Source organism: Bradyrhizobium sp. (assembly GCF_050014615.1).
In the GTDB taxonomy this organism is placed as follows: domain Bacteria; phylum Pseudomonadota; class Alphaproteobacteria; order Rhizobiales; family Xanthobacteraceae; genus Bradyrhizobium.
In genome coordinates this window covers 1-20,880 of sequence record NZ_JBEKCZ010000081.1, presented here as the reverse complement: position 1 = coordinate 20,880, position 20,880 = coordinate 1, and the positions used below count along the sequence as shown (strand labels likewise).

The following is a 20,880-nucleotide window of genomic DNA, read 5'->3' as shown; positions in this document are numbered from 1 at the left end:
GATGCGGGCGAACTTGGCCAGCGGATAGACGCCGTCCTTGCCGACAATGCGCTGCGAGCCGCCGATCCCGGCGCAATTCATCAGCACGCGCGCGATGCCGTGGGCGGCTTCCGCTTTCGCAATCGCCGCCTTGACCCCGTCCTCGTCGGTGACGTCGGCCACAACAGCGACGCCCTTCACCTCGGCCGCGACCTTCTCGGCATTCTCCCTGCTCTGATCGAGCACCGCGATCCTGGCGCCCTTGGCGGCCATGGCGCGCGCGGTGGCGGCGCCGAGACCGGAACCTCCGCCGGTGATGAGAACGGCAACATCTTTCAACTGCATGGGTAAAACTCCTTGGGCGCTTCCTCTGGTTTTGTTGGTATTCTTGTTGTCTTGAAACAAAGCGATCGTCACCCGGAAGTGAGGATCGCCGTCTCCGTGTTCGTCGTCAGCATGCCGCCGCAGATCAGCGCTTCCATATGCCCGATGTATTGACGGCAGACTTCGTCGGTGACCGGCCCGACGCCGGTGGCGCGCGACATCGCGTGCCGTCCGAAAAACAGATGATCGCAGGCGCCGATCAGGCTGGTGTAGAACAGCACCGGATCGATGTTGCGGAATTCGCCGGCCTTGATGCCTTCCGCCAGCAGCCGGCGATGAAAGTCGAGTAGCGGCGCGACAATGAACTTCGAGACTTCGTCGGCGGCGTCCGCGTTGCTTTCATGCAGCAGATAGTGGATCAGCCGGTTCATATAGGGGAACTGGTGATAGGCCCGGATGATGCCCGCAATATGCAGCCGCAGTTTCGCGGTCGGCGTGATCGGTTGCGCCAGCAGATATTCGAGCTGCGCCATTTCGGTCGCGGCATCGCGCGCCAATAACGCCAGCAGCAGGCCGTCCTTGTTGCCAAAATGATATTTCACCAGGGCGGCATTGACGCCGGACTTCTGGGCGATGTCGCTCAAGGAGACCTCGACCGCGGAGCGCTCGATCATCAACTCGCTCGCCGCGACGAGCAGCTTCTCGGCGGTGGTGTTTTTCGTGAGCGGAAGCCTGATCGGTATGCCGGTATTCAACTGTGATCCCATGAACTACCCAGATGACCCGTCTGCCGGAGAACAGGCCTGCAGATAACCCGATGATACCGCCGCACTCAAGAGTTAATTGATTGATTGACTAAATCCCTCGGCGTCCCTTAAATCCGGCCCATCCTTCAAACAAACCGACCCATAACAATCAGGGAGAACGCAGATGGCCGAGGCCTATATCGTCGCTGCCGCACGCACCGCCGGCGGCCGCAAGGGAGGTCGCCTCGCGGGCTGGCATCCGGCGGATCTCGCGGCCGCCGTGCTGGATTCGCTGGTCGAGCGTTCCGGTGCCGCCCCCGACCAGATCGAAGACGTGATCATGGGCTGCGTGATGCAGGCCGGCGAACAGTCCAACAATATCGCGCGCAACGCCATCATGGCATCCAGGCTGCCGGAAAGCGTGCCCGGCACCTCGGTCGACCGTCAATGCGGTTCGTCGCAGCAGGCGCTGCATTTCGCGGCACAGGCGGTGATGTCCGGAACCATGGATATCGTGATCGCCGCCGGCGTCGAGGCGATGACGCGGGTACCGATGGGCCTTACCTCCTCGCTGCCGGCCAAAAACGGCTTCGGCCACTACAAGAGCCCGAACATCGAGAAGCGCTATCCCCATATCCAGTTCAGCCAGTTCACCGGCGCGGAAATGATGGCGGAGAAATACGGCCTCTCCAAAGACGATCTCGACCATTACGCCTATGAAAGCCACCAGCGCGCGATCGCGGCAACCCAGGCCGGCAAGTTCAAGGACGAGATCATTCCGCTGCAGATCACCCGCGCCGATGGCTCGACCGACACCCATGCCATCGACGAGGGCATCCGCTTCGACGTCAGCCTTGACGGGATCAAAGGCGTCAAACTGATCGCCGAGAACGGCAAGCTGACCGCCGCCAGTGCCAGCCAGATTTGCGACGGCGCCTCCGGCGTGATGGTGGTCAACGAAAAGGGCTTGAAATCGCTCGGCATCCAACCGATGGCGCGGGTCCACCACATGACCATGGTCGGCGGCGATCCCGTCATCATGCTGGACGCGCCGCTGCACGCCACCGAGCGCGCGCTGAAAAAGGCCGGCATGTCGATCGACGACATCGACCTGTATGAGGTCAACGAGGCCTTCGCCTCCGTGCCGACGGCATGGCTGAAAACCACCGGCGCGGATCCTGCGAAGCTCAACGTCAATGGCGGCGCCATCGCGCTCGGCCATCCGCTCGGTGGCTCCGGCACCAAACTGATGACCACGCTGGTCAACGCCCTCAAGCAGCGCAACAAGCGTTACGGCCTGCAAACCATGTGCGAAGGCGGCGGCATGGCCAATGTGACAATCGTGGAGCGGCTGTAGGGTCCGCAACAATATTTGTCGTCGTCCCTGCTAGCTGCCTCGCTAAAGCGAAGCCGCCGGGCCGCAAACGGCGGACGACGCTGCGCGTAGGTGCAGCTGCCCCTGCTGTCCGGAGGCGCGTGTCGTCCATTGGGCGTCGATACGTTGAAGGTCTTCCGATAGATATCCCCGATGGCTACCGTCTGTCTCGAAAGAAGGGCTACCCTCAGGCGACAGCTCTAGGATTTCGATCTGCAAATTAGATAACTTTACAAACATTCGGACTCTTATCTTCGTAACCTGACGATTGACCTCGTATGCACCGCATCCGATCGCTTCCGCATTTTTGTCGTTCAGAGCTCGCACCGACTCAAATGTGACCACGACGTTTTGTACGGTCTTGTCGCCGTCCCATGAGAACTCGCCGAGATAGGCGCGCGGCAATTTTTCAGTTAGAGCCTCCATCTCCGCCGCGTGAACGAACGACGCAAGAAACAAACCTGCGACGATGACGGCCACGCAGGGGCGATAATAGATTCGCCAGCATCCTGTGAAGAACTTGTCCATCATTCGCCCATCATGAGTTTCCAATGTCTCAACATTACTCATCTTGCGGATTGTCGCAGATCCAAGCCAAAGTAGCATTCAGTAACAGCCGGCGTACTGTCAAGGCACGCGACATACGCGTTGACGATGCAGGAAACTAACATGATAGAGACCCTCCCCGACATCCCGCTGCCACCGGGCATCCGCTCGCGCTTCGTCGACGGCATCAACGGCCTGCGCATGCATGTGCTGGAAGCAGGCTTCGAGACGCGCGGCCGGCCCTGCGTGCTGCTGCTGCACGGCTTTCCCGAACTAAGCTTCAGCTGGCGCAAGGTGATGCCTGATCTGGCGGAGGCCGGCTATCACGTCATCGCGCCGGATCAGCGCGGCTACGGCCGCACCACCGGCTGGGACGCGAATTACGACGGCGACCTCGCATCGTTCCGGCTGCTCAATCTGGTGCGCGATGCGCTGGGCCTCGTCTCCGCGTTCGGCTATCGCTCGGTCGCCGCCGTGGTCGGACATGATTTCGGCAGTTCGGTCGCCGCATGGTGCGCGCTGGTGCGCCCGGACGTGTTTCGATCGGTGGCGCTGATGAGTGCACCGTTCGCGGGCCCGCCACCATTGCCGTTCGACTTCGCCGACAAGCCCGCGACGCGCAAGCCGGAAGATCCCGTGCACCGCGAACTGGCGGCGCTGCCGCGCCCGCGCAAGCATTATCAATGGTACTACTCGACCCGCGAGGCCAACGCGGACATGCACCGCGCGCCACAGGGCGTGCATGATTTCCTGCGCGCCTACTATCATCACAAGAGCGCGGACTGGAAAGACAACACGCCGTATCCGCTGCAGGGCTGGACCGCGCATGAGCTGGCAAAACTGCCGACCTATTATGTGATGGATCTCGCCAGCACCATGGCGCAGACCGTCGCTGCGGAAATGCCCTCCGTGGACGCCATCGCTGCCAATAAATGGCTGCCCGACCACGAACTCGCCTTCTACAGCGCCGAATATGCGCGCACCGGATTCCAGGGCGGCCTGCAATGGTATCGCTGCGGCACCTCGGGCGCATTCACCGCCGAGCTCGAGACCTTTTCCGGGCGCAGCATCGACGTGCCTTCCTGCTTCATCTCGGGCAGGCAGGACTGGGGCACCTATCAGCGCCCCGGCGTGTTCGAGACCATGCGGACCACCGCCTGCACACGCATGCTCGGCTGTCACCTGGTCGACGGGGCCGGCCATTGGGTGCAGCAGGAACAGCCCGCCGAGGTAAGCCGGCTGCTGCTGCAGTTTCTGAAGCAGGCCGCAGCGCGCCCGGGCCTATAGCTCACCGGCACGAGATGAGGCGGGCTGGACGAAGGAACCATTGCTTGACGGCTGCGTTGCAGACTGCCGGCAATGCGCCCGGCGATACGGATTGGAGGAGACCATGGGAAAAAAGATCGCTGGACTTTTGGGAGCGATGGCGGCGCTCGGAGCATTCAACGCCGCTGAGGCCGCGCCGGCTCCAGGTCCGGCTCCGACGGACGTTTTGAGGGCAAATTCCTTCGCGGACCTGCTTGAGCCGATTCCGAATGCTGTGGCGCTGCTGCAGGCGGTTGATGAATCAGGACCGGCCTCCTCGGCGAATGAAAATATCCAGCTCGCGCAATATCACCATCATCACCACCATCATCATGCCATGCGCCGGTATATCGTAGTGCCTCGCCGTCATCGCCATCATCATCACCACCACCATCATCACGATCACTACTGAACACCGCGACCATTCGCATCGCGTTTGACTGACGACAAAAGGCAGCGCCTCCGGCGCTGCCTTTTGTGCTGATTACCCTTGTTTGTACTGGCTACCCTTGGCTACGCTTAGCTACCCTTGGCGAGTTTTCTCTTTTGCCGCGCGATGGAGATGCCGATACATGCCGTCAAACACGGTGTCGGTTGACGAGGTCCATTCGGTGCCGGCCGACAGCGTCGGCCGGCTGCTATAGATGCGCCGCGCCTGAAGCTCGCGCTCGGCGGATTCCTCCTCGCTCATCTTCTCCAGTTCGAAAGGGGCTTCCTCGGGAAGGACGATGATCTGCGCGAACGGTTCGTTGGGTCTGAAGATGTGGGTTCGGCCTTCGGCCGGCGCCTTGAATACCGTAAAAAACATCATCGGCCACCAGTTGCGCACCAGGGCCGGAACCGCGATCGGCACGGTATCGGTGCGGTCGGTATAGAACCGCGGATGCGGTTCGGTCCTGATCGCCATGCCCTTTTCGACCTTGATATCCAGCAATATCTGATAGGTATAGAAACTGTCGCCGAAATTTCGAAACGGCGGCCACTGCAGGTCGCCGTCGGGCGCCGGGCCCCAATCTCCTTCCAGTACCAAACGGCCATCCTTGGTGCTGACGTGGAGTTCATTGTCGTAAGGATAAAACAGTTCGATTCCGTACTGCGCACCTTCCGAAAACGGAACGCAATGCCAGACCTGCTCGCGTGATCCGTCCGCGCGAGGTTCGCGCTGGCCAGCCCATCCGGGAATCTCAAGCCTGGTTCGACGCGGCGCGAGCCGGGGATCGTTCAAACGGTATTTGACCTTGTCCATGAGAACTCCCCGGTGGATCCAGCAACTCGAACGGACACCAACCGCATCAGTTCCAGATCGCGAGAACAGAAACGCCCCCAGGGCGCGCGGCTGAACGATTGACCTTGCGGCGACGCCCGCCTATAACGATTTAGAATAATTCTAAATTACCAAAAAGGCTGCGGCTGTGAAGAATTTCGCTGATTTGACCGAGCGGGAAGTGCTGGCGGTTGCGATCTCCGCGGAGGAAGAGGACAGCCGCATCTACATGACCTTCGCGGAAGACCTGGCGGAGCGCTATCCGGAATCGGCCAAGATATTCGAGGAGATGGCCGAGGAGGAAAAAGGCCATCGCCACATGCTGCTGGAACTATACGAGCAGCGCTTCGGCAAAAATCTGCCGCCGATCCGTCGCGATAATGTCAGGGGATTTTTACGCCGCCGTCCGATCTGGCTGACCAAGAATCTGTCGCTCGACACCATCCGCAAGGAAGTCGGGACGATGGAATTCGAAGCCGAGCGGTTCTACATCAAGGCCGCCGAACAGGCGCAGGATGTCGGCGTCCGCCGGTTACTCGGCGATCTCGCGGAAGCCGAAAAAGGCCACGAGAAGGTCGCGGCCAAGCTGACCGACCAGATCCTGTCGCCGGATGTGCGCGCGGAAGAAGACAAAACCCGCCGGCGGGTTTTCGTCCTGCAATACGTGCAACCGGGTTTGGCCGGGTTGATGGACGGATCGGTGTCGACGCTGGCCCCGCTGTTCGCCGCGGCCTTTGCGACGCATCAGAACTGGCAGACATTTCTGGTTGGCCTCGCCGCCTCGCTCGGCGCCGGCATCAGCATGGGCTTTGCGGAGGCGTTGTCGGACGACGGATCGTTGACCGGACGTGGTTCGCCCTGGCTGCGCGGCGCGGCCAGCGGCGTGATGACCGCGCTTGGCGGCCTCGGCCACTCGATGCCCTATCTGGTTCCGGATTCATGGGCCAACGCCTTCTGGATCGCGACCACGATCGCAGGCGTCGTGGTGTTCTTCGAGCTGTGGGCCATCGCCTATATTCGCGCACGATATATGGACACGCCGTTCCTGCAGGCGGTGTTCCAGATTGTTCTTGGTGGTGTCATCGTTCTCGCGGTAGGCATTCTGATCGGGGCGGCGTAGGCACCGGATGTTGCGATGATCAAACGTGGCTTCAGACATTCCCGATACAACCGCTGCCTGCTGATCGGCGCAATCTTCTGGATCGTGCCGGCGCAACCGGCAAAGGCTATCGACGAAATCCAGGTTTACAACGCAGGCATCGCGGCACCCGGCCAGTTCACGATCGAGCAGCACCTCAACTACGTCGCGACGGGTGTCACGACGCCGCCGTTTCCGGGGGGCCTCGTCTCCAATCACAGCCTCAATGGGACACCGGAATTTGCCTATGGCATGACCGACTGGTGGGAATTGGGGCTCTATCTGCCTTTCGCGGTTCAAAACCAGCAATTTCTCTCCGACGCCTTCAAGGTGCGGACCCTGTTCGTGTCACCTCACGCCGACCAGCGCGATTTCTTCTACGGCCTCAATCTGGAATTCAGCACCCCCACCCAGCCATTCGCGCAGACAAGGTCTGCGTTGGAGGTGCGGCCGATCGTCGGGGTCCGCAACGCGGATTACGAATTCATCTTCAACCCGATCGTGGATGCCGGCTTCGGAAAGTTGGGCGAACTGGACTTTGCACCCGCCGCGCGCCTGGCACGAAAACTCGGCCCCGATCTGTTTTTGGGCCTCGAATATTACGCCGACTTTGGCCCGATCAGCGATTTTCCGAAGCTTGCCGATCAGCAACATAGCCTGTTCCTGGTTACGGATTTCAAGCTCGGCGTGGTCGATGTGGATTTCGGTGTTGGTTACGGATTGACGTCCTCGTCCGATCGCTGGGTCGTTAAAACGATCATCGGTTACGCGTTTCCGGTCCCTGGAAGCAGTTCCGGCACCGACACAGCCGGCCCCGTCAATCCGATGTCGCACAGCTCCACGCGCGTGCTGCAACCCTGATGAACCGGCGCCGCTGGCGCGTCACACCCGGGTCACGGTTTGACGCAACATTACCGACGTCGACGAAGGGAACCTCATGACCGATCGCTTGCAATACGGGACCACCGCGAAGGTCTTCCACTGGCTCGTGGTCGCGCTCCTGCTCGTGCAATATTCGATCGGCTGGCTGATGCCGGACATTCATCGGGGCATGAAGCCGGGCGCCCCCATGACATTCCATGTCTCGTTCGGGATCGTCATTCTGGCGCTTATCATTCTGCGCTTCGCCTGGCGGTTGGCCCATCCGGTGGCACCGGAGAACTCGCTCGCCCCCTGGCAGCGGCTGAGCTCCGGGGCCGTGCATTGGGTGCTCTACGCGCTGGTATTGGCGACCACCGTCACCGGCTGGCTGTTCGCGTCGTTTCGCGGCTGGTCGCTGTCATTTTTCTATCTCGTGCCGCTGCCGATGCTGTCTTCCGACAACGCGGCAGCGGGCAAGGTGATCGATGGCTGGCATCAGGCGGCGGAATGGACGCTGCTGGTGTTCATCGGCATTCACGTGGCGGCGGCGCTGGTCCACGTCTTTGTCTACCGCGACCGCATCCTGCAGCGGATGCTGCCGGGATAGCAGCCCAGCAATTGCGATCTAGCGGTCGTCGTCTAAACCAATCATTATTCCGGCAGCAGCGGGAAACAGACCGGGAGAACGACGTGGCGAAATCGCAATGGAGCTTCAAGTCCGCCGTCGAGCAATCGGCGGCGCTGGCCGCCAGGAAAGTGTCCGCGGTCGAGCTGGCGCAGGACGCGATCGGCCGTATCGAGCGTCACGACGCCAAAATCAATGCCATTTGCGTGCGCGATTTCGCGCGCGGCCTTGAGGCTGCCCAGGCCGCCGACGCCGCCCGTGCGCGCGGCGAGACCAGGCCGCTGCTCGGCATTCCCATGACGGTGAAGGAATCCTACAATGTCGCCGGGCTGCCCACGACATGGGGCTTTCCGGCGCAGAAGGATTTTATCCCGCCGCAAGACGCGCTGGCGATTTCGCGCATCAAGGCCGCCGGCGCGGTCCTGCTCGGCAAGACCAACGTACCGCTCGGGCTCGGCGACTGGCAGAGCTACAACGACATCTACGGCACCACCAACAATCCGTATCATCTGGGCCGCACGCCGGGAGGCTCGTCCGGCGGATCGTCGGCGGCGCTCGCGGCCGGTTATGGCGCGCTTTCGCTCGGTTCTGATTTGGCCGGTTCGCTGCGGGTGCCGGCGTTTCACTGCGGCATCTATGCGCACAAGCCGACCTTCGCGCTGGCGCCGTCCCGCGGCCACTTGCCACCGCCGTTTCCGCCGCTGCCGTCCGACCGCGACCTCGCGGTGATCGGGCCGATGGCGCGCTCGGCCGCGGACCTTTCGCTGCTGCTCGATGTGATCGCGGGACCGGACCCGCTGGAAACTGGCACGGCCTACAGACTGGCGCTGCCGCCGCCACGGCACGGCGAATTGAAGGATTTCCGCGTGCTGCTGATCGACAGCCACCCGGTGATGCCGACCAATGCGGCGGTGCGCGCGGCGATCGACACGCTGGCCGCAAACCTCGGCAAGGCCGGCGTCAAGGTGGAGCGCGAGAGTCCGCTGCTTCCGAACTTCGGCATCTCATCACGGCTTTACATGCGGATTCTGATGTCCCTTCTCGCCGCAGCGTTCGCGCCGGACATCTATGCTGGCGCGAAGGCCGCGGCGGCACAGCTCCCGGACGAGGATATCAGCCTTGCGGCGGAGCGCCTGCGCGGCATCGCACTCAGCCATCGCGACTGGGTGATCGCCGATCGCGGCCGTGCGCAGTTGAAGGCGCAATGGCGTGAATTGTTTGGAAGCTTCGACGCGGTGATCTGCCCGGTGATGCCGACGCCGGCCTACCCGCATGATCACTCGGCGGAACAGGAAACGCGCCGCATCAACATCGACGGCAAGGACTATGTCTATCCCGATCAAATGGCCTGGCCCGGCATCGCCAGCCTGCCCGGCCTGCCGGCAACCGCGATACCGATCGGCTTTGCGCCCGATGGCCTGCCGGTCGGCGTTCAGATCGTCGGCCCGATGCTGGAAGATCGCACGCCGTTGAAACTCGCCGAACTGATCGAGCGCGAATTCGGCGGCTTCGTTCCACCACCGGAGTTTGACGATTAGGCTTATGTCGTCCCGGCGAACGCCGGGACGACATAACCCTACGCGTCAAACATGATCACGCTGCGCACGGTCTTGCCGGCCTTCATCGCGGCAAAACCCTCGTTGATCTCCGACAGCTTCAGCCTGGCGGAGATCCAGTCCTCGAGATGCAGTTTGCCACGCATGTAGAATTCGACCAATCGCGGCATGTCGACACGGAAATGGTTCGATCCCATCGATGAACCCTGAATTTTTCGTTCGCGCAGGAAATCGAAGCCATGCAGTTCGATCTTCTGGCCGAACGGGATCATCCCGACGATGGTCGCGGTGCCGCCGGCCGCCAGCATCGCGAATGCCTGCTCCGCGGTCTCCTTGCGTCCGAGCACCTCGAACGAATGATGCACCCCGCCATTGGTGAGATCGCGCACCTGCTTGACGACATCGCCATTCGCGGGATCGACGATGTCGGTCGCCCCAAGCTTGGTGGCCAGTTGAAGTTTGGCCGGGTTGGTATCGACCGCGATCACGCGGCCGGCGCCCGCGATCTGGGCGCCGTTGATCGCGGCCATGCCGACCCCGCCGCAGCCGATCACGACAACGGTCTCGCCGGGAGCTACCTTGGCGGTGTTGACCACCGCGCCGTAGCCGGTGATGACGCCGCAACCGATCAGCGCCGCCAGATCGAGCGGCATGTCCTTGCGGATTTTCACGATGGCGTTCTCATGCACCAGCATCTGCTCGGCGAATGACGACAGATTGAGGAACTGGTTCAGTTTTTCCGATCGCGCCCAGGACAGCCGGTTGGATACGCCCGGCAACATCTTGACGGTCGTATCGGTGCACAGCACCGGCCGCCCGGTCGAACAATTGTCGCAGGTCCCGCAAAACACCGACAGGCATGTCACGACATGATCGCCCGGCTTCACATAGGTTACGTCGGAGCCGACCTGTTCGACCACACCCGCGGACTCGTGACCGAGCACCGCCGGCAGCGGATGCGGATAGAGCCCTTCCATGAAATGCAAATCGGAATGGCAGAGCCCGGCGACACTGGTGCGAATCAGAACCTCGCGCGGTCCGGGTTTCTGCAGGCTGACGTCCTCGATCACGAGCGGCTGGTTGACTTCATGCAGGACGGCGGCCTTCATCGAATCCTCCCCTTGTTTTGTCTTGTTCTTGAAATCAGGATCTGTCGCGGCGTTGAGCCTATGCCGCGACGAGCAATTCGCCAACCTCGGCCATGCCGACCGGGCGCTCGCCGAGCAGGTGTTCGGTCATCGCGCGCTGGGGCGCATTTTCCGTGAGCCGGAATGGATCGCTCAGTTGCACCCGGTGATCGATCACCATCCGCGACAGCAATAGCCGGCGGGCATCGCCACGCATCTCGTGGATGCGCCCGGCTTCCCACGCCAGCGCCACCGCGCTGGCGACATGATACAGCAGACTGGTGGCGCGCCGGGCCTCGGCTTCGTGGTCGGTGCGCCCGGCCACCTCGCGGGCGAAGCCGACGGCGCGATCGGTGAACTCGCGCAGGCGATCGCGCCAGACCTGCGGCACGCCGGCGCTGTCGTCGAGCCTTGCATGCAGGTCTGCGGCCAATGCGGCATCGGCGCCATGACGGCCGACCGCGCGCTTCAAGGCGTCGAGCGCGACGATGTTGCCGGTGCCTTCCCAGATCGAGCCGAGATGGGCGTCACGCAGCAGCCGCGCGGTGGCGAATTCCTCGATGTAGCCAATGCCGCCGCGCATCTCCAGCGCATCGCCGCAGACCTTGCGCGCGTCGCGCGTGGCGCGGTATTTCAAGGTCGGGGTCAGAATACGCAGCAGCGCCGCGGCGTCCTGGCTGCCGGCCTCGGCGCGGTCGAGCGCGTCCGCGGTGAGAAAACTCATCGACAGCGCCTGCTCGGTGGCCAGCATGATCTTCATCAACTGCCGGCGCGCCAGCGGCAGATCGAGGATGCGGCTCCCGAATACCACGCGATTTCGCGCCACCGTCATCGCGTCATGATGCGCGCGCCGCATCAGCGCGGTGGATTTGACGCCGTTGGACAACCGCGATGAATTGACCATCTCGGCCATCTGCACGAAGCCGCGATCGAGCCTGCCGACGGCATAGGCGATCGCGCCCTCCAGCTTGATCTCGCCCGACGCCATCGAGCGGGTGCCGAGCTTGTCCTTGAGCCTGACGATCCGGTAGTGGTTGGGCGAGCCGTCGTCGAGCTTGCGCGGCATCAGAAACAGCCCGACGCCGCGGGTGCCGCCGACCGCGCCCTGCGGCCGCGCCAGCAGCATCACCACCTCGGCGTCCGCATTGGAGCAGAACCATTTCTCGCCCGAGAGCCGCCAATGATCCCCTTCCGGTACCGCTAGGGTGGTGAGCTTGCCGACGTCGGAGCCACCTTCCTTCTCGGTCATGAACTGGCCGCCCTGGGTCAGCCTGGCCATGTCGGTTTGGGTGAGGCCGTCGAGATATCTGGCCTTGAGCGCCTCGTCGCCGAAATTCGCCAGCAGCTTGGCGCAGCCGTCTGTGACATTGATCGGGCAACCGAGCCCGAACTCGGCCTGGTTGAACAGGAACGTAAAGGCATGCTTGGCCACCACGGGATATTTTTCCGGCCAACCCATAATCCCCTTGCGCAGCGACATCGCATGAATGCCGAACTCGCCGAAGGCATGGCGCTCCAGCTCGCGATAGGCCGGATGGTATTCGATCCACTGGGCGTCGCGACCGAAGCGGTCGCGCTGATGCAGCACCGGCACATGCCGGTCAGCCAGCCGGGCGCATTCGTCGAGATGACCGCCGGCGAGCGCGCCCAGCCGGTCGAGATGCGGCTCGATATGGCGAAACAGCGCGTCGGGCAGATGGATGCGCAGCAGATCGGTCAGCGCCGGATCGGCGCGGTAGAAGTTCATCCCCGACGTGTCCGGCGCGAGCAATCCCGGCTGGTCGGCTAAATCTGCAATGCGATCATGCTTGAGCGGCTGCATTGAATTCTCTTGTTCGTTTCCTCATCTCTTTGTTGGCAACTATCGCACACCGGACGCCGGACTGTCGCCCCACCCGGTTGAGCCCCGACAAAATTTTCATTGCAAACTCGCCTCCCAGCAACCACCTCCCAGGGACCACCTCAAGGCTAAGGTCAGTTCCGGGCAGACCAAGGAAACCTCCCAAAGGAAACATCTCATGGAAGCGCCAAAATACAACAAAGCCCTGATTGTCGGTGCTGGCGAGGGCCTCAGCGCCTCGCTGGCGCGATTGTTGGCCCGCGAAGGCATCGGCGTCGCGCTGGCGGCACGCCGCACCGAAAAGCTCGGCGCACTCTGCGCCGAGACCGGCGCGCGCGCCTATGCCTGCGATGCCACCGATCCCGGCGAGGTCGAGCGTCTGTTTGGCCTGGTCGAGCGCGAGATCGGGGTGCCCGACGTGGTCGTCTACAACGCGAGCGCGCGGGCGCGCGGCAATTTCGTCGATCTGGTGCCCGCCGATGTGGCGCAGGCGATCGCGGTGAGTGCGTTCGGCGGCTTTCTGGTGGCCCAGCAGGCGGTGAAGCGGATGCTGCCCAACAGACACGGCGCGATCCTGTTCACCGGCGCGTCCGCCAGCGTCAAGGGCTATCCGCAATCCGCCCCCTTCGCGATGGGCAAATTCGCGCTGCGCGGCCTGGCGCAGAGCATGGCGCGCGAATTATCGCCGCAGGGGATTCACGTCGCGCATTTCGTCATCGATGGCGGGATTCGCAGCTCAGCGCGCGTCGAGCCCGCCGAGCGGCCGGATTCGATGCTCGATCCCGATGCCATTGCGCTGGGTTACTGGAACGTGTTGCAACAACCACGCAGCGCCTGGACCTGGGAGCTGGAATTGCGGCCCTGGGTGGAGAAGTTTTGAGGCCGTTATGAACTAAATTGCCGTCATTCCGGGGCGCACGAAGTGCGAGCCCGGAATCTCGAGATTCCGGGTCTGGTGCTAACGCACCATCCCGGAATGACGGACAAAACAAAAAACAGGCGGGGGATTCCAACATGACGTCTACCGAAACCATCATCGACACCGGCACCAGCGAACTGCTCTGCGTGATCCGCGACCGCGTCGCGGTCATCACGCTCAACCGGCCGGAAGTACGCAATGCCCTGTCCGATACGCTGACGCCGGCGTTGCGGACCATGATCAGGACCTGCGGCGAGAACCCCGATGTCGGCGCGCTCTTGATCACCGGCGCCGGCACCGCCTTCTGCGCCGGCGGCAACGTCAAGGGCATGGGCGCCCACCGCGACCAGAAGAAGCTGGACATGTCCCATGAGGAGAAGGTCGCCGACCTGCAGGAGCGCCAACGGCTGCTGACGGGCGCGCTGGTCTCGGTCCGCAAGCCGACAATCGCGGCGTTGCCCGGCCCCGCGGCCGGCGCCGGATTGGCGATCGCGATGGCCTGCGACATCCGGATCGCCGCCGAATCAGCCTTCGTTTCCACCGGCTATCTGAAGGTCGGGCTCAGCGGCGACTATGGCATCGCGTGGCTGCTGACACGGCTGGTCGGGACGGCGCGGGCGCGCGAATTGATGTTTACCTCCGACAAGGTCGATGCCACGAGATGCGCCGCGATCGGTCTCGTCAACCGCGTGGTACCGGATGCCAAACTGCAGGACGAGGCTTTTGCGCTGGCGAGGTCGATGGCCGAGGGCCCGACGATCGCGTTACGTTACATGAAGGACAATCTCGACGAAGCGCTGCTGTTTGATTTTGCCACCGCGCGCGATCACGAGGCCGAACGGCTGATCCGCACCACGATGACCGCCGATCATCGCGAGGCGGTGCAAGCGTTCATCGAAAAGCGCAAGGCCGTGTTCAAGGGCAATTAGGGCGGGCGAGCGACGCTTGCTCAGTTTGCCGCAGCCGCGCTCAGCGCCGCGCTCTCGGCCGCAATCCGCCAGCTCGCACAGGGAATCTCCTGCGGGGCGAGGCCAATGTGTTTTTCGAAGCGCACCAGCTTCCAGTCGCCGGGGCTCGGCGCAAAGCTGAAGTCCAGCTTGCGCGCCAGGCCGATCATGACGTCGTTGGAGCGCAAGGTATCGCCGAATAGCCGCACGGCACCGAACGCGGCAGCGCGGCATTCCAGATTTCGCAGCAGCGCCGTACCGACGCCATGGCCCTGCCAGCGGTCGTCGATCGACACGCCGAATTCGAAACTTGCCGTGCCGGTCTCGAACCCGTAGCGGGCTTCGCCGACGATGGTCTCGACGCCGTCGATCGCCATGACCGCGATCACGCTGAACCGGTCGCGCTCGCCGGCATGGATGAAATGGTCGAGCTCGGTTGGCGGCAGTTCGCTCATGGCGCCGAGGAAGCGATTGTAACGGGAGCGGACCGTGAGCGAGCGGAAATAGTGCTGCAACGCTTCCGCATCACGCGGCTCGACGAAGCGTACCGCCAGGACCTCGCCGCTACGCAGCCGCAGAATGTCCTGATGTTGCCGGAGATCGTCGAGGCGAAGCGCGGTCATCGCAGGCTTCCTTTGGTTTCGAAAGACAATTTCGAAAAGACGTTTTGGGCTGGCGTCCCCCTCAAGAGGCGGCGCCAGCCCTGGCTGCGCGTCTACGCCCGCCAAAACGGCTTTTCGGCCTCGCGAGCGATGTCGCTCCACGACAATCCGACGTCATGCAGGTCACGATCGCTCCACCGCGCCAGTTCAAACCGCTGGCGCCGGCGTTCGCCCCAGACATGCAGCGTTTCGCTGAGCTGGGAGAAAAGCCCTGATTCATGATGATTTATCATCGTTTGCTGCGAACAAGTGGACATGTTCATCTCCTAAAGCTACTTTCTGGGCTACAATATCGGTGTTATCCGGGATTCCAGCAAACGACACTTTGTACCGCTTCGGATGATATAAACTCATGCATTAGAGGAAGATCCGGAAGATGACCGCCCGACTGCCGTCGTTGAATGGATTGCGCGCGTTCGAGGCCGCGGCCCGGCATCTGAGCTTTACCGTCGCCGCGTCCGAACTGAACGTCACCCAGACCGCAATCAGCCATCAGATCCGGCGGCTGGAGGAGGAACTGGGGATTCGCCTGTTCGTCCGGAAGAACCGCGCTTTGGCGCTGACGCCGGAGGCCCGGGATTATCTTCCCGGCATCCGTGCCGCGTTCAACGATCTGCGGCACGCCACTGAGCGGCTGTTGCGCAAGGAAAACGATCACGTGCTGACGATCAGTACGCTGGCCTCGCTGGCCGCAAAATGGCTGCTGCCAAGGCTTTCCGCATTTCAGGAAGCCCATCCCGGCATCGATGTGCGCATCACCACCTCGACCAGCCTGGTCGACTTCCAGCGCGACGACGTCGATGCCGCCATCCGCTACGGCCGCGGGCAATGGCCGGGGGTGCGCGCCGACTGGCTGACCGCCGACCAGTTATTTCCGGTCTGCAGTCCGGCGCTGCTCACGGGCCCAAGGCCGCTTCGACGCCCTGAGGACCTGGCCAATCACGTGCTGCTTCACACCAGCGCCGCGGCCAGCGACGATTGGCGGCTGTGGCTGACCGCCGCCGGCCTGCCGGCCAACCTCTCGACCCAGCCCGGACTGACCTTCGACCTCACTTTGATGACCGTGCAGGCCGCGATCGACGGGATCGGCGTTGCCATCGGCCGAACCTCCTATGTCGAGGCCGATATCGCCAAAGGTCGGCTGGTGGTTCCGTTCAAGATTACCCTGCCGGCCAACGCCGGCTTCTATCTGGTCTCACCCGAGGCCAGAGCCGATTCGCCCAAGCTATCGGCGTTTCGGCAATGGTTGACGGCCTCCGTCCAGGGCAATGCGGGAATTAGTTAAGCACGGCCCGCCGCCGTGACGCCGCGACGCGGCCGTTCCGGCCTGGACCGCCATGCGTTTTCCGGTTGGTCACGCCGCCATGACGTGGCAGATTACCGCCAGAAGACAGAGCAACTGTCTCGGCCGGCGCGCAGGTGTTCGCGCCGGGCGTCGGACAACGGGGAGAAGTCAGTGGTATCGCAATCGGCCAGTTCGCAACCGCCGCAGCTCAAGTCGCGCCTTGGCGCCATTCTGCGCGCGACCAGCGGCAATTTCCTCGAACAATTCGACTTCTTCCTGTTCGGCTTTTATGCCTCCACGATCGCAAAAGCGTTCTTTCCCGCCCAGGACGAGACCGCCGCGTTGCTCAACACCTTCGGCGTTTTCTGGCTGGGGGCCCTGATGCGCCCGGTCGGTGCCATCGTGCTCGGCGCCTATATCGACCGGATCGGCCGCCGCAAGGGCCTGATCGTGACGCTCGCGATCATGGCAGCAGGCACGGTGACGATTGCGATCTGCCCGAGCTACGCCACGATCGGCGTGGCGGCGCCGGTCATCGTGCTGATCGGCCGTTTGCTGCAGGGCTTTTCCGCCGGCGTCGAACTCGGCGGCGTCTCGGTCTATCTCTCCGAGATCGCTACGCCCGGTAACAAGGGTTTCTACACCTCGTTCCAGTCCGCCAGCCAGCAGGTCGCTATTTTTGTCGCCGCGATCCTCGGCTATGTGCTGAGCGAGATGATGCCGGCAGACGTGATCTCGTCATGGGGCTGGCGAATTCCGTTCTTCATCGGCTGTCTGATCATTCCCTTTATCTTCCTGTTGCGCCGAACACTGGAAGAAACGCCGGAATTCCTGGCGATGAAAAAACATCCAACGACCTCGGAGGTCTTCAGCTCGGCGGCGGCGAACTGGAAGATCATCGTGCTCGGCATGATGATCGCGGTGTTGACCACCACCACCTTCTACTTCGTCACGGTCTACACGCCGACCTTCGGCAAGAGCGTGCTGAAACTCTCCAACCAGGATGCCCTGCTCGTCACCATTCTGGTGGCGGTGACCAATTTCATCTGGAATCCCGTGGGCGGCGCGCTGTCCGACCGGATCGGCCGCAAGCCGGTATTGCTGACGATCGCCTGCCTGTCGCTGGTGACCTCCTATCCCGCATTGTACTGGCTGGTCGACGCTCCGACCTTCGGCAAGATGCTGGCGGTCGAAATGTTGTTTTCGTTTTATTTTGGCGTTTACAGCGGAACGATGCTGGGCGCGCTGGTCGAAGTGGTGCCGACGCATGTCCGCACCACCTGTTTCTCGCTGGCGTTCGCGCTGGCCGCCGGCCTGTTCGGGACGTTCACGCCCTTTGCATCGACCTTGCTGATCGATCACACCGGCGACAAGGCCTCGCCGGGACTCTGGCTGATGTGCGCGGCTGTTCTTGGCATCATCGCCACGCTCATGGTCTATCGTGGCGTCGGCAAGGCCGTTACCAGCCAGGAGGCCGTCGCTGCCTCAGGCTGAAGTCATGCCGGAGCGGGCGGATCGCCTTGCCCGGATGACGGTTTTGATTTCCATGCAAACAAGATAACAACACGGCATGGTCGATTTAGCTCGTAAATACGATGTGCTGGTGATCGGTGGCGGCAATGCCGCGCTGTGTGCGGCGATCAGCGCGCGGCGCGGCGGCGCCTCGGTGCTGGTGCTGGAAGGCGCGCCGAAATTCTACCGCGGCGGCAATACCCGCCACACCCGCAATATGCGCTGCGCACATGACGCCGCGACCGATATCCTGACCGGGCCCTATAGCGAGCAGGAATTCTGGGAAGACCTCCAGCGCGTGACCGAGGGCCAGACCGACGAAGACCTCGCCCGCATGATGATCCGGGAGTCAAAGGACATCCTGAACTGGATCGTCGAACAGGGGGTGCGCTGGCAGCCGTCGCTGGGCGGCACGCTCAGCCTCGGCCGGACCAATTCGTTCTTCCTCGGCGGTGGCCGGGCGATGCTGAATGCGCTCTATCTCACCGCCGAGCAGCTCGGCGTCGACATTCTCTACGATGCCGAAGTGCTCGACCTCGTGATCGCCGACGGCATGTTTCTCTCCGCCGCGCTGAAACGGGACGACGGCCGCGTCGATGTCCGCGCCGCGGCGCTGGTCGCCGCCGCCGGCGGTTTCGAGGCCAATATCGAATGGCTCAAGCAATATTGGGGCGACGCCGCCGACAATTTCCTGATTCGCGGCACGCCCTATAATCGCGGCTCGATTCTCAAGATGCTGCTGGCCAGCGGCGTGCAGGAGATCGGCGATCCCACCCAATGTCATGCGGTCGCGATCGATGCCCGCGCGCCGAAATTCGACGGCGGCATCATCACGCGGCATGATTCCGTGGTGTTCGGCATTGTCGTCAACAAGAACGCCGCGCGCTTTTACGACGAGGGCGAGGATATCTGGCCGAAGCGCTACGCGATCTGGGGCCGGCTGGTTGCGGCACAGCCGGACCAGATCGCCTACATCATCTTCGACGCCAGTTCGCGCAACAGCTTCATGCCGACGCTGTTCCCGCCGATCGAGGCCGGCAGCATCACTGAGCTGGCCGGGAATCTCGAACTCGATCCGGCCGCGCTGGAGAAGACCGTCGCCGATTTCAACGCGGCGGTCCGGCCGGGCACTTTCGATCACACCATCCTCGACGATTGCCGCACCGAAGGATTGACGCCGCCGAAGACCCATTGGGCGCGGCGGATCGAAACGCCGCTTTATTATGCCTATCCGGTGCGGCCCGGCATTACCTTCACCTATCTGGGTACCCGCGTGAACCGGCAGTCGCGCATGCTGATGAAGGACGGCAAGCCGTCCGCCAACATGTTCGCGGCGGGCGAGATCATGGCCGGCAACGTGCTCGGCAAGGGCTATGCAGCCGGGATCGGCATGACCATCGGCAGCGTGTTCGGGCGGATCGCAGGACGGGAAGCGGCGCAAAATGCAAAGAATTAAACAAATCAAGCGAGCCATGAGACGGGCGACCCGTGGATGGATCACCCTCGCGGCATTGAGCGTTGCGACATCGGTTGCGGCGATCGCCGCCGAGCCGATCGCCTTGCGGGACATGGGGTCGTTCCATGTAGGCGGCCGCCTTGTCGAAATCAGCGGCAAGCCGGTCCGGGAATTGACCTTCGCGCCGGGCGGCGTACCGGCGAAAATCGATCCCAACGGGACCTATCAGGTCGAGCAGATGTACGTGCAGTATTTTCTGCTCGCCAATGAGAAAGGCGCCTATCCGCTGCTGATGTGGCACGGCGGCGGCCTGACCGGCGTCACCTGGGAGACCACGCCGGATGGCCGCGAAGGCTGGCTGAATTACTTCCTTCGCAAGGGCTGGAGTGTCTACAATTCCGACGCGGTCGAGCGCGGCCGCGCCGGCTGGGCGCAATATCCCGATATCTTCAAAAGCGAACCGGTGTTTCTCACCACCAGCAATCCGTTCGAGCGGTTTCGGATCGGCGATGGCCCGAACTCCTACGATTCCGATCCGGCGAAACGAAAGCTGATGCCCGGCAGCCAGTTCCCGAACGAGGGCTACGAGAACTTCGTCAAGCAGAGCGTGCCGCGCTGGACCACCAATGACGAGCCGACGCTGGCGGCCTATATCGCCGAGATCGACCGCGTCTGTCCGTGCGTCATTATGTTTCACAGCCAGGCCGGCACCTTCGGCTTCAAGGCGGCACAGGCGCGGCCCGACAAGGTCAAGGCGCTGATCGCGATTGAACCCGCCGGGGTCGGCGATCCCGCCAAAGCGGATGTCTTGAAAAACATCCCGACGCTCCTGGTTTATGGCGATTACATCGAACGCGATTCGCGCTGGCCAAAAATCCGCGCCACCGGTGTTGCCTTCGCCGACGCTATCCGCGCCGCGGGCGGCAGCGCCGAGGTCGTCGACCTGCCCAAGGCCGGCATTACAGGCAATTCGCACATGATGATGATGGACAAGAACAATCTCGAAGTGGCCGGGCTGATCCAGGCATGGCTGGAAGGCAAAGGGCTGAGCAAAAAGCCCTGAGCCATTCTGCAACGGCAATTCCTCAACGAAAAGCGGCGCAACATGCACGGAACCAGAATTCTCGAAGAAGCCGACCGGCTGATGACGGTCTGCAATTCGTGCCGCTACTGCGAGGGCCTGTGCGCGGTATTTCCCGCGATGGAAATGCGCCGATCGTTTTCCGATGGCGACCTCAACTATCTCGCCAATCTCTGCCACGCTTGCGGCGCCTGCTACACCGACTGCCAGTTCTCGCCGCCGCATGAATTCAACGTCAATGTTCCCAAGACGCTGGCGATCGCGCGTGCCGAATCCTATGCCGCCTATGCCTGGCCGGCGGCGTTCTCGGGCCTGTTCGCACGCAACGGCCT

Annotated in this window: 21 protein-coding genes and 1 pseudogene; 14 read left to right on the top strand and 8 right to left on the bottom strand. The window is 62.7% G+C overall.

Going from position 1 to position 20,880, the window contains the following annotated elements; genetic code table 11:
* The coding region (locus ABR948_RS14735) for an SDR family NAD(P)-dependent oxidoreductase (RefSeq protein WP_428119051.1) at positions 1-324 on the bottom strand (324 nt) is incomplete at its 3' end.
* 68 nt (positions 325-392) lie between these two features.
* Positions 393-1,070 carry a TetR family transcriptional regulator gene (locus ABR948_RS14730; protein WP_428119049.1) on the bottom strand — a complete coding sequence of 226 codons (678 nt, stop codon included), beginning with the start codon at positions 1,068-1,070 and terminating at the stop codon, positions 393-395.
* A gap of 163 nt (positions 1,071-1,233) precedes the next feature.
* On the opposite strand from ABR948_RS14730, the gene ABR948_RS14725 reads away from it, so the two are divergent.
* Entirely contained in the window at positions 1,234-2,406 is a 1,173-nt protein-coding gene (locus ABR948_RS14725) for an acetyl-CoA C-acetyltransferase (RefSeq protein ID WP_428119047.1), read from the top strand.
* Positions 2,407-2,448: 42 nt separating this feature from the next.
* Here the strand turns inward: ABR948_RS14725 and ABR948_RS14720 are convergent, their stop codons facing one another.
* Positions 2,449-2,955 carry a hypothetical protein gene (locus tag ABR948_RS14720; protein ID WP_428119045.1) on the bottom strand — a complete coding sequence of 169 codons (507 nt, stop codon included), beginning with the start codon at positions 2,953-2,955 and terminating at the stop codon, positions 2,449-2,451.
* A 141-nt stretch (positions 2,956-3,096) separates the two neighbouring features.
* Here ABR948_RS14720 and ABR948_RS14715 point away from each other — a divergent pair, with 141 nt between their 5' ends.
* Positions 3,097-4,257, top strand: coding sequence for an alpha/beta fold hydrolase (locus ABR948_RS14715; RefSeq protein ID WP_428119053.1), 1,161 nt, complete (start codon positions 3,097-3,099; stop codon positions 4,255-4,257).
* A gap of 103 nt (positions 4,258-4,360) precedes the next feature.
* On the top strand, positions 4,361-4,687 hold the full coding sequence (locus ABR948_RS14710; RefSeq protein ID WP_428119044.1) for a hypothetical protein: 327 nt from the start codon (positions 4,361-4,363) through the stop codon (positions 4,685-4,687).
* A gap of 111 nt (positions 4,688-4,798) precedes the next feature.
* Here the strand turns inward: ABR948_RS14710 and ABR948_RS14705 are convergent, their stop codons facing one another.
* Positions 4,799-5,521, bottom strand: a complete 723-nt coding sequence (locus ABR948_RS14705; RefSeq protein WP_428119042.1) for a hypothetical protein — start codon at positions 5,519-5,521, stop codon at positions 4,799-4,801.
* 166 nt (positions 5,522-5,687) lie between these two features.
* On the opposite strand from ABR948_RS14705, the gene mbfA reads away from it, so the two are divergent.
* The 4 genes from mbfA to ABR948_RS14685 all read left to right on the top strand — a co-directional run bounded on the left by mbfA (position 5,688) and on the right by ABR948_RS14685 (position 9,701).
* Positions 5,688-6,659 (top strand): iron exporter MbfA, encoded by a 972-nt coding sequence (gene mbfA, locus ABR948_RS14700; protein WP_428119040.1) that lies wholly within the window; start codon positions 5,688-5,690, stop codon positions 6,657-6,659.
* Positions 6,660-6,674: 15 nt separating this feature from the next.
* Positions 6,675-7,538: a hypothetical protein gene (locus tag ABR948_RS14695; protein WP_428119038.1), complete on the top strand. Its 864-nt coding sequence runs from the start codon at positions 6,675-6,677 to the stop codon at positions 7,536-7,538.
* 76 nt (positions 7,539-7,614) lie between these two features.
* Positions 7,615-8,145 carry a cytochrome b gene (locus ABR948_RS14690; protein ID WP_428119036.1) on the top strand — a complete coding sequence of 177 codons (531 nt, stop codon included), beginning with the start codon at positions 7,615-7,617 and terminating at the stop codon, positions 8,143-8,145.
* An 83-nt stretch (positions 8,146-8,228) separates the two neighbouring features.
* Positions 8,229-9,701 carry an amidase gene (locus ABR948_RS14685; protein WP_428119034.1) on the top strand — a complete coding sequence of 491 codons (1,473 nt, stop codon included), beginning with the start codon at positions 8,229-8,231 and terminating at the stop codon, positions 9,699-9,701.
* Between the two features lie 38 nt (positions 9,702-9,739).
* Here ABR948_RS14685 and ABR948_RS14680 read toward each other — a convergent pair whose 3' ends face one another.
* Entirely contained in the window at positions 9,740-10,828 is a 1,089-nt protein-coding gene (locus ABR948_RS14680) for a Zn-dependent alcohol dehydrogenase (RefSeq protein WP_428119032.1), read from the bottom strand.
* Between the two features lie 58 nt (positions 10,829-10,886).
* On the bottom strand, positions 10,887-12,668 hold the full coding sequence (locus tag ABR948_RS14675) for an acyl-CoA dehydrogenase family protein (RefSeq protein WP_428119030.1): 1,782 nt from the start codon (positions 12,666-12,668) through the stop codon (positions 10,887-10,889).
* Between the two features lie 196 nt (positions 12,669-12,864).
* On the opposite strand from ABR948_RS14675, the gene ABR948_RS14670 reads away from it, so the two are divergent.
* Positions 12,865-13,566, top strand: a complete 702-nt coding sequence (locus tag ABR948_RS14670; RefSeq protein ID WP_428119028.1) for an SDR family NAD(P)-dependent oxidoreductase — start codon at positions 12,865-12,867, stop codon at positions 13,564-13,566.
* A gap of 134 nt (positions 13,567-13,700) precedes the next feature.
* Entirely contained in the window at positions 13,701-14,534 is an 834-nt protein-coding gene (locus tag ABR948_RS14665; RefSeq protein WP_428119026.1) for an enoyl-CoA hydratase, read from the top strand.
* A 20-nt stretch (positions 14,535-14,554) separates the two neighbouring features.
* Here the strand turns inward: ABR948_RS14665 and ABR948_RS14660 are convergent, their stop codons facing one another.
* Entirely contained in the window at positions 14,555-15,175 is a 621-nt protein-coding gene (locus ABR948_RS14660; protein WP_428119024.1) for a GNAT family N-acetyltransferase, read from the bottom strand.
* A gap of 92 nt (positions 15,176-15,267) precedes the next feature.
* A complete protein-coding gene (locus ABR948_RS14655) occupies positions 15,268-15,447 on the bottom strand; it encodes a DUF1127 domain-containing protein (protein ID WP_428119022.1) in 180 nt (59 codons plus the stop codon).
* Positions 15,448-15,590: 143 nt separating this feature from the next.
* On the opposite strand from ABR948_RS14655, the gene ABR948_RS14650 reads away from it, so the two are divergent.
* The 5 genes and pseudogenes from ABR948_RS14650 to tcuB all read left to right on the top strand — a co-directional run.
* Positions 15,591-16,499, top strand: a complete 909-nt coding sequence (locus ABR948_RS14650; protein ID WP_428119020.1) for a transcriptional regulator GcvA — start codon at positions 15,591-15,593, stop codon at positions 16,497-16,499.
* Positions 16,500-16,670: 171 nt separating this feature from the next.
* Positions 16,671-17,993 carry an MFS transporter gene (locus ABR948_RS14645; protein ID WP_428119018.1) on the top strand — a complete coding sequence of 441 codons (1,323 nt, stop codon included), beginning with the start codon at positions 16,671-16,673 and terminating at the stop codon, positions 17,991-17,993.
* 76 nt (positions 17,994-18,069) lie between these two features.
* Positions 18,070-19,467, top strand: coding sequence for an FAD-dependent tricarballylate dehydrogenase TcuA (tcuA, locus tag ABR948_RS14640; RefSeq protein ID WP_428119016.1), 1,398 nt, complete (start codon positions 18,070-18,072; stop codon positions 19,465-19,467).
* 16 nt (positions 19,468-19,483) lie between these two features.
* The gene (locus ABR948_RS14635; RefSeq protein ID WP_428119014.1) at positions 19,484-20,530 is read left to right on the top strand and encodes an alpha/beta hydrolase; all 1,047 of its coding nucleotides are present in this window, start codon (positions 19,484-19,486) and stop codon (positions 20,528-20,530) included.
* Positions 20,531-20,572: 42 nt separating this feature from the next.
* Positions 20,573-20,880, top strand: a pseudogene (gene tcuB, locus ABR948_RS14630) (tricarballylate utilization protein TcuB); the annotation flags it as partial.

What these genes read in the sequence shown, in the direction of transcription:
- ABR948_RS14650 (WP_428119020.1), top strand. Translation starts at nt 15,591, where the DNA reads ATGACCGCCCGACTGCCGTCGTTGAATGGATTGCGCGCGTTCGAGGCC.
- ABR948_RS14660 (WP_428119024.1), bottom strand. Translation starts at nt 15,175, where the DNA reads ATGACCGCGCTTCGCCTCGACGATCTCCGGCAACATCAGGACATTCTG.
- tcuA (WP_428119016.1), top strand. Translation starts at nt 18,070, where the DNA reads ATGGTCGATTTAGCTCGTAAATACGATGTGCTGGTGATCGGTGGCGGC.
- ABR948_RS14635 (WP_428119014.1), top strand. Translation starts at nt 19,484, where the DNA reads ATGAGACGGGCGACCCGTGGATGGATCACCCTCGCGGCATTGAGCGTT.
- ABR948_RS14725 (WP_428119047.1), top strand. Translation starts at nt 1,234, where the DNA reads ATGGCCGAGGCCTATATCGTCGCTGCCGCACGCACCGCCGGCGGCCGC.
- ABR948_RS14670 (WP_428119028.1), top strand. Translation starts at nt 12,865, where the DNA reads ATGGAAGCGCCAAAATACAACAAAGCCCTGATTGTCGGTGCTGGCGAG.
- ABR948_RS14730 (WP_428119049.1), bottom strand. Translation starts at nt 1,070, where the DNA reads ATGGGATCACAGTTGAATACCGGCATACCGATCAGGCTTCCGCTCACG.
- ABR948_RS14680 (WP_428119032.1), bottom strand. Translation starts at nt 10,828, where the DNA reads ATGAAGGCCGCCGTCCTGCATGAAGTCAACCAGCCGCTCGTGATCGAG.
- ABR948_RS14690 (WP_428119036.1), top strand. Translation starts at nt 7,615, where the DNA reads ATGACCGATCGCTTGCAATACGGGACCACCGCGAAGGTCTTCCACTGG.
- ABR948_RS14710 (WP_428119044.1), top strand. Translation starts at nt 4,361, where the DNA reads ATGGGAAAAAAGATCGCTGGACTTTTGGGAGCGATGGCGGCGCTCGGA.
- ABR948_RS14695 (WP_428119038.1), top strand. Translation starts at nt 6,675, where the DNA reads ATGATCAAACGTGGCTTCAGACATTCCCGATACAACCGCTGCCTGCTG.
- ABR948_RS14665 (WP_428119026.1), top strand. Translation starts at nt 13,701, where the DNA reads ATGACGTCTACCGAAACCATCATCGACACCGGCACCAGCGAACTGCTC.
- ABR948_RS14720 (WP_428119045.1), bottom strand. Translation starts at nt 2,955, where the DNA reads ATGATGGACAAGTTCTTCACAGGATGCTGGCGAATCTATTATCGCCCC.
- ABR948_RS14675 (WP_428119030.1), bottom strand. Translation starts at nt 12,668, where the DNA reads ATGCAGCCGCTCAAGCATGATCGCATTGCAGATTTAGCCGACCAGCCG.
- ABR948_RS14705 (WP_428119042.1), bottom strand. Translation starts at nt 5,521, where the DNA reads ATGGACAAGGTCAAATACCGTTTGAACGATCCCCGGCTCGCGCCGCGT.
- ABR948_RS14655 (WP_428119022.1), bottom strand. Translation starts at nt 15,447, where the DNA reads ATGATAAATCATCATGAATCAGGGCTTTTCTCCCAGCTCAGCGAAACG.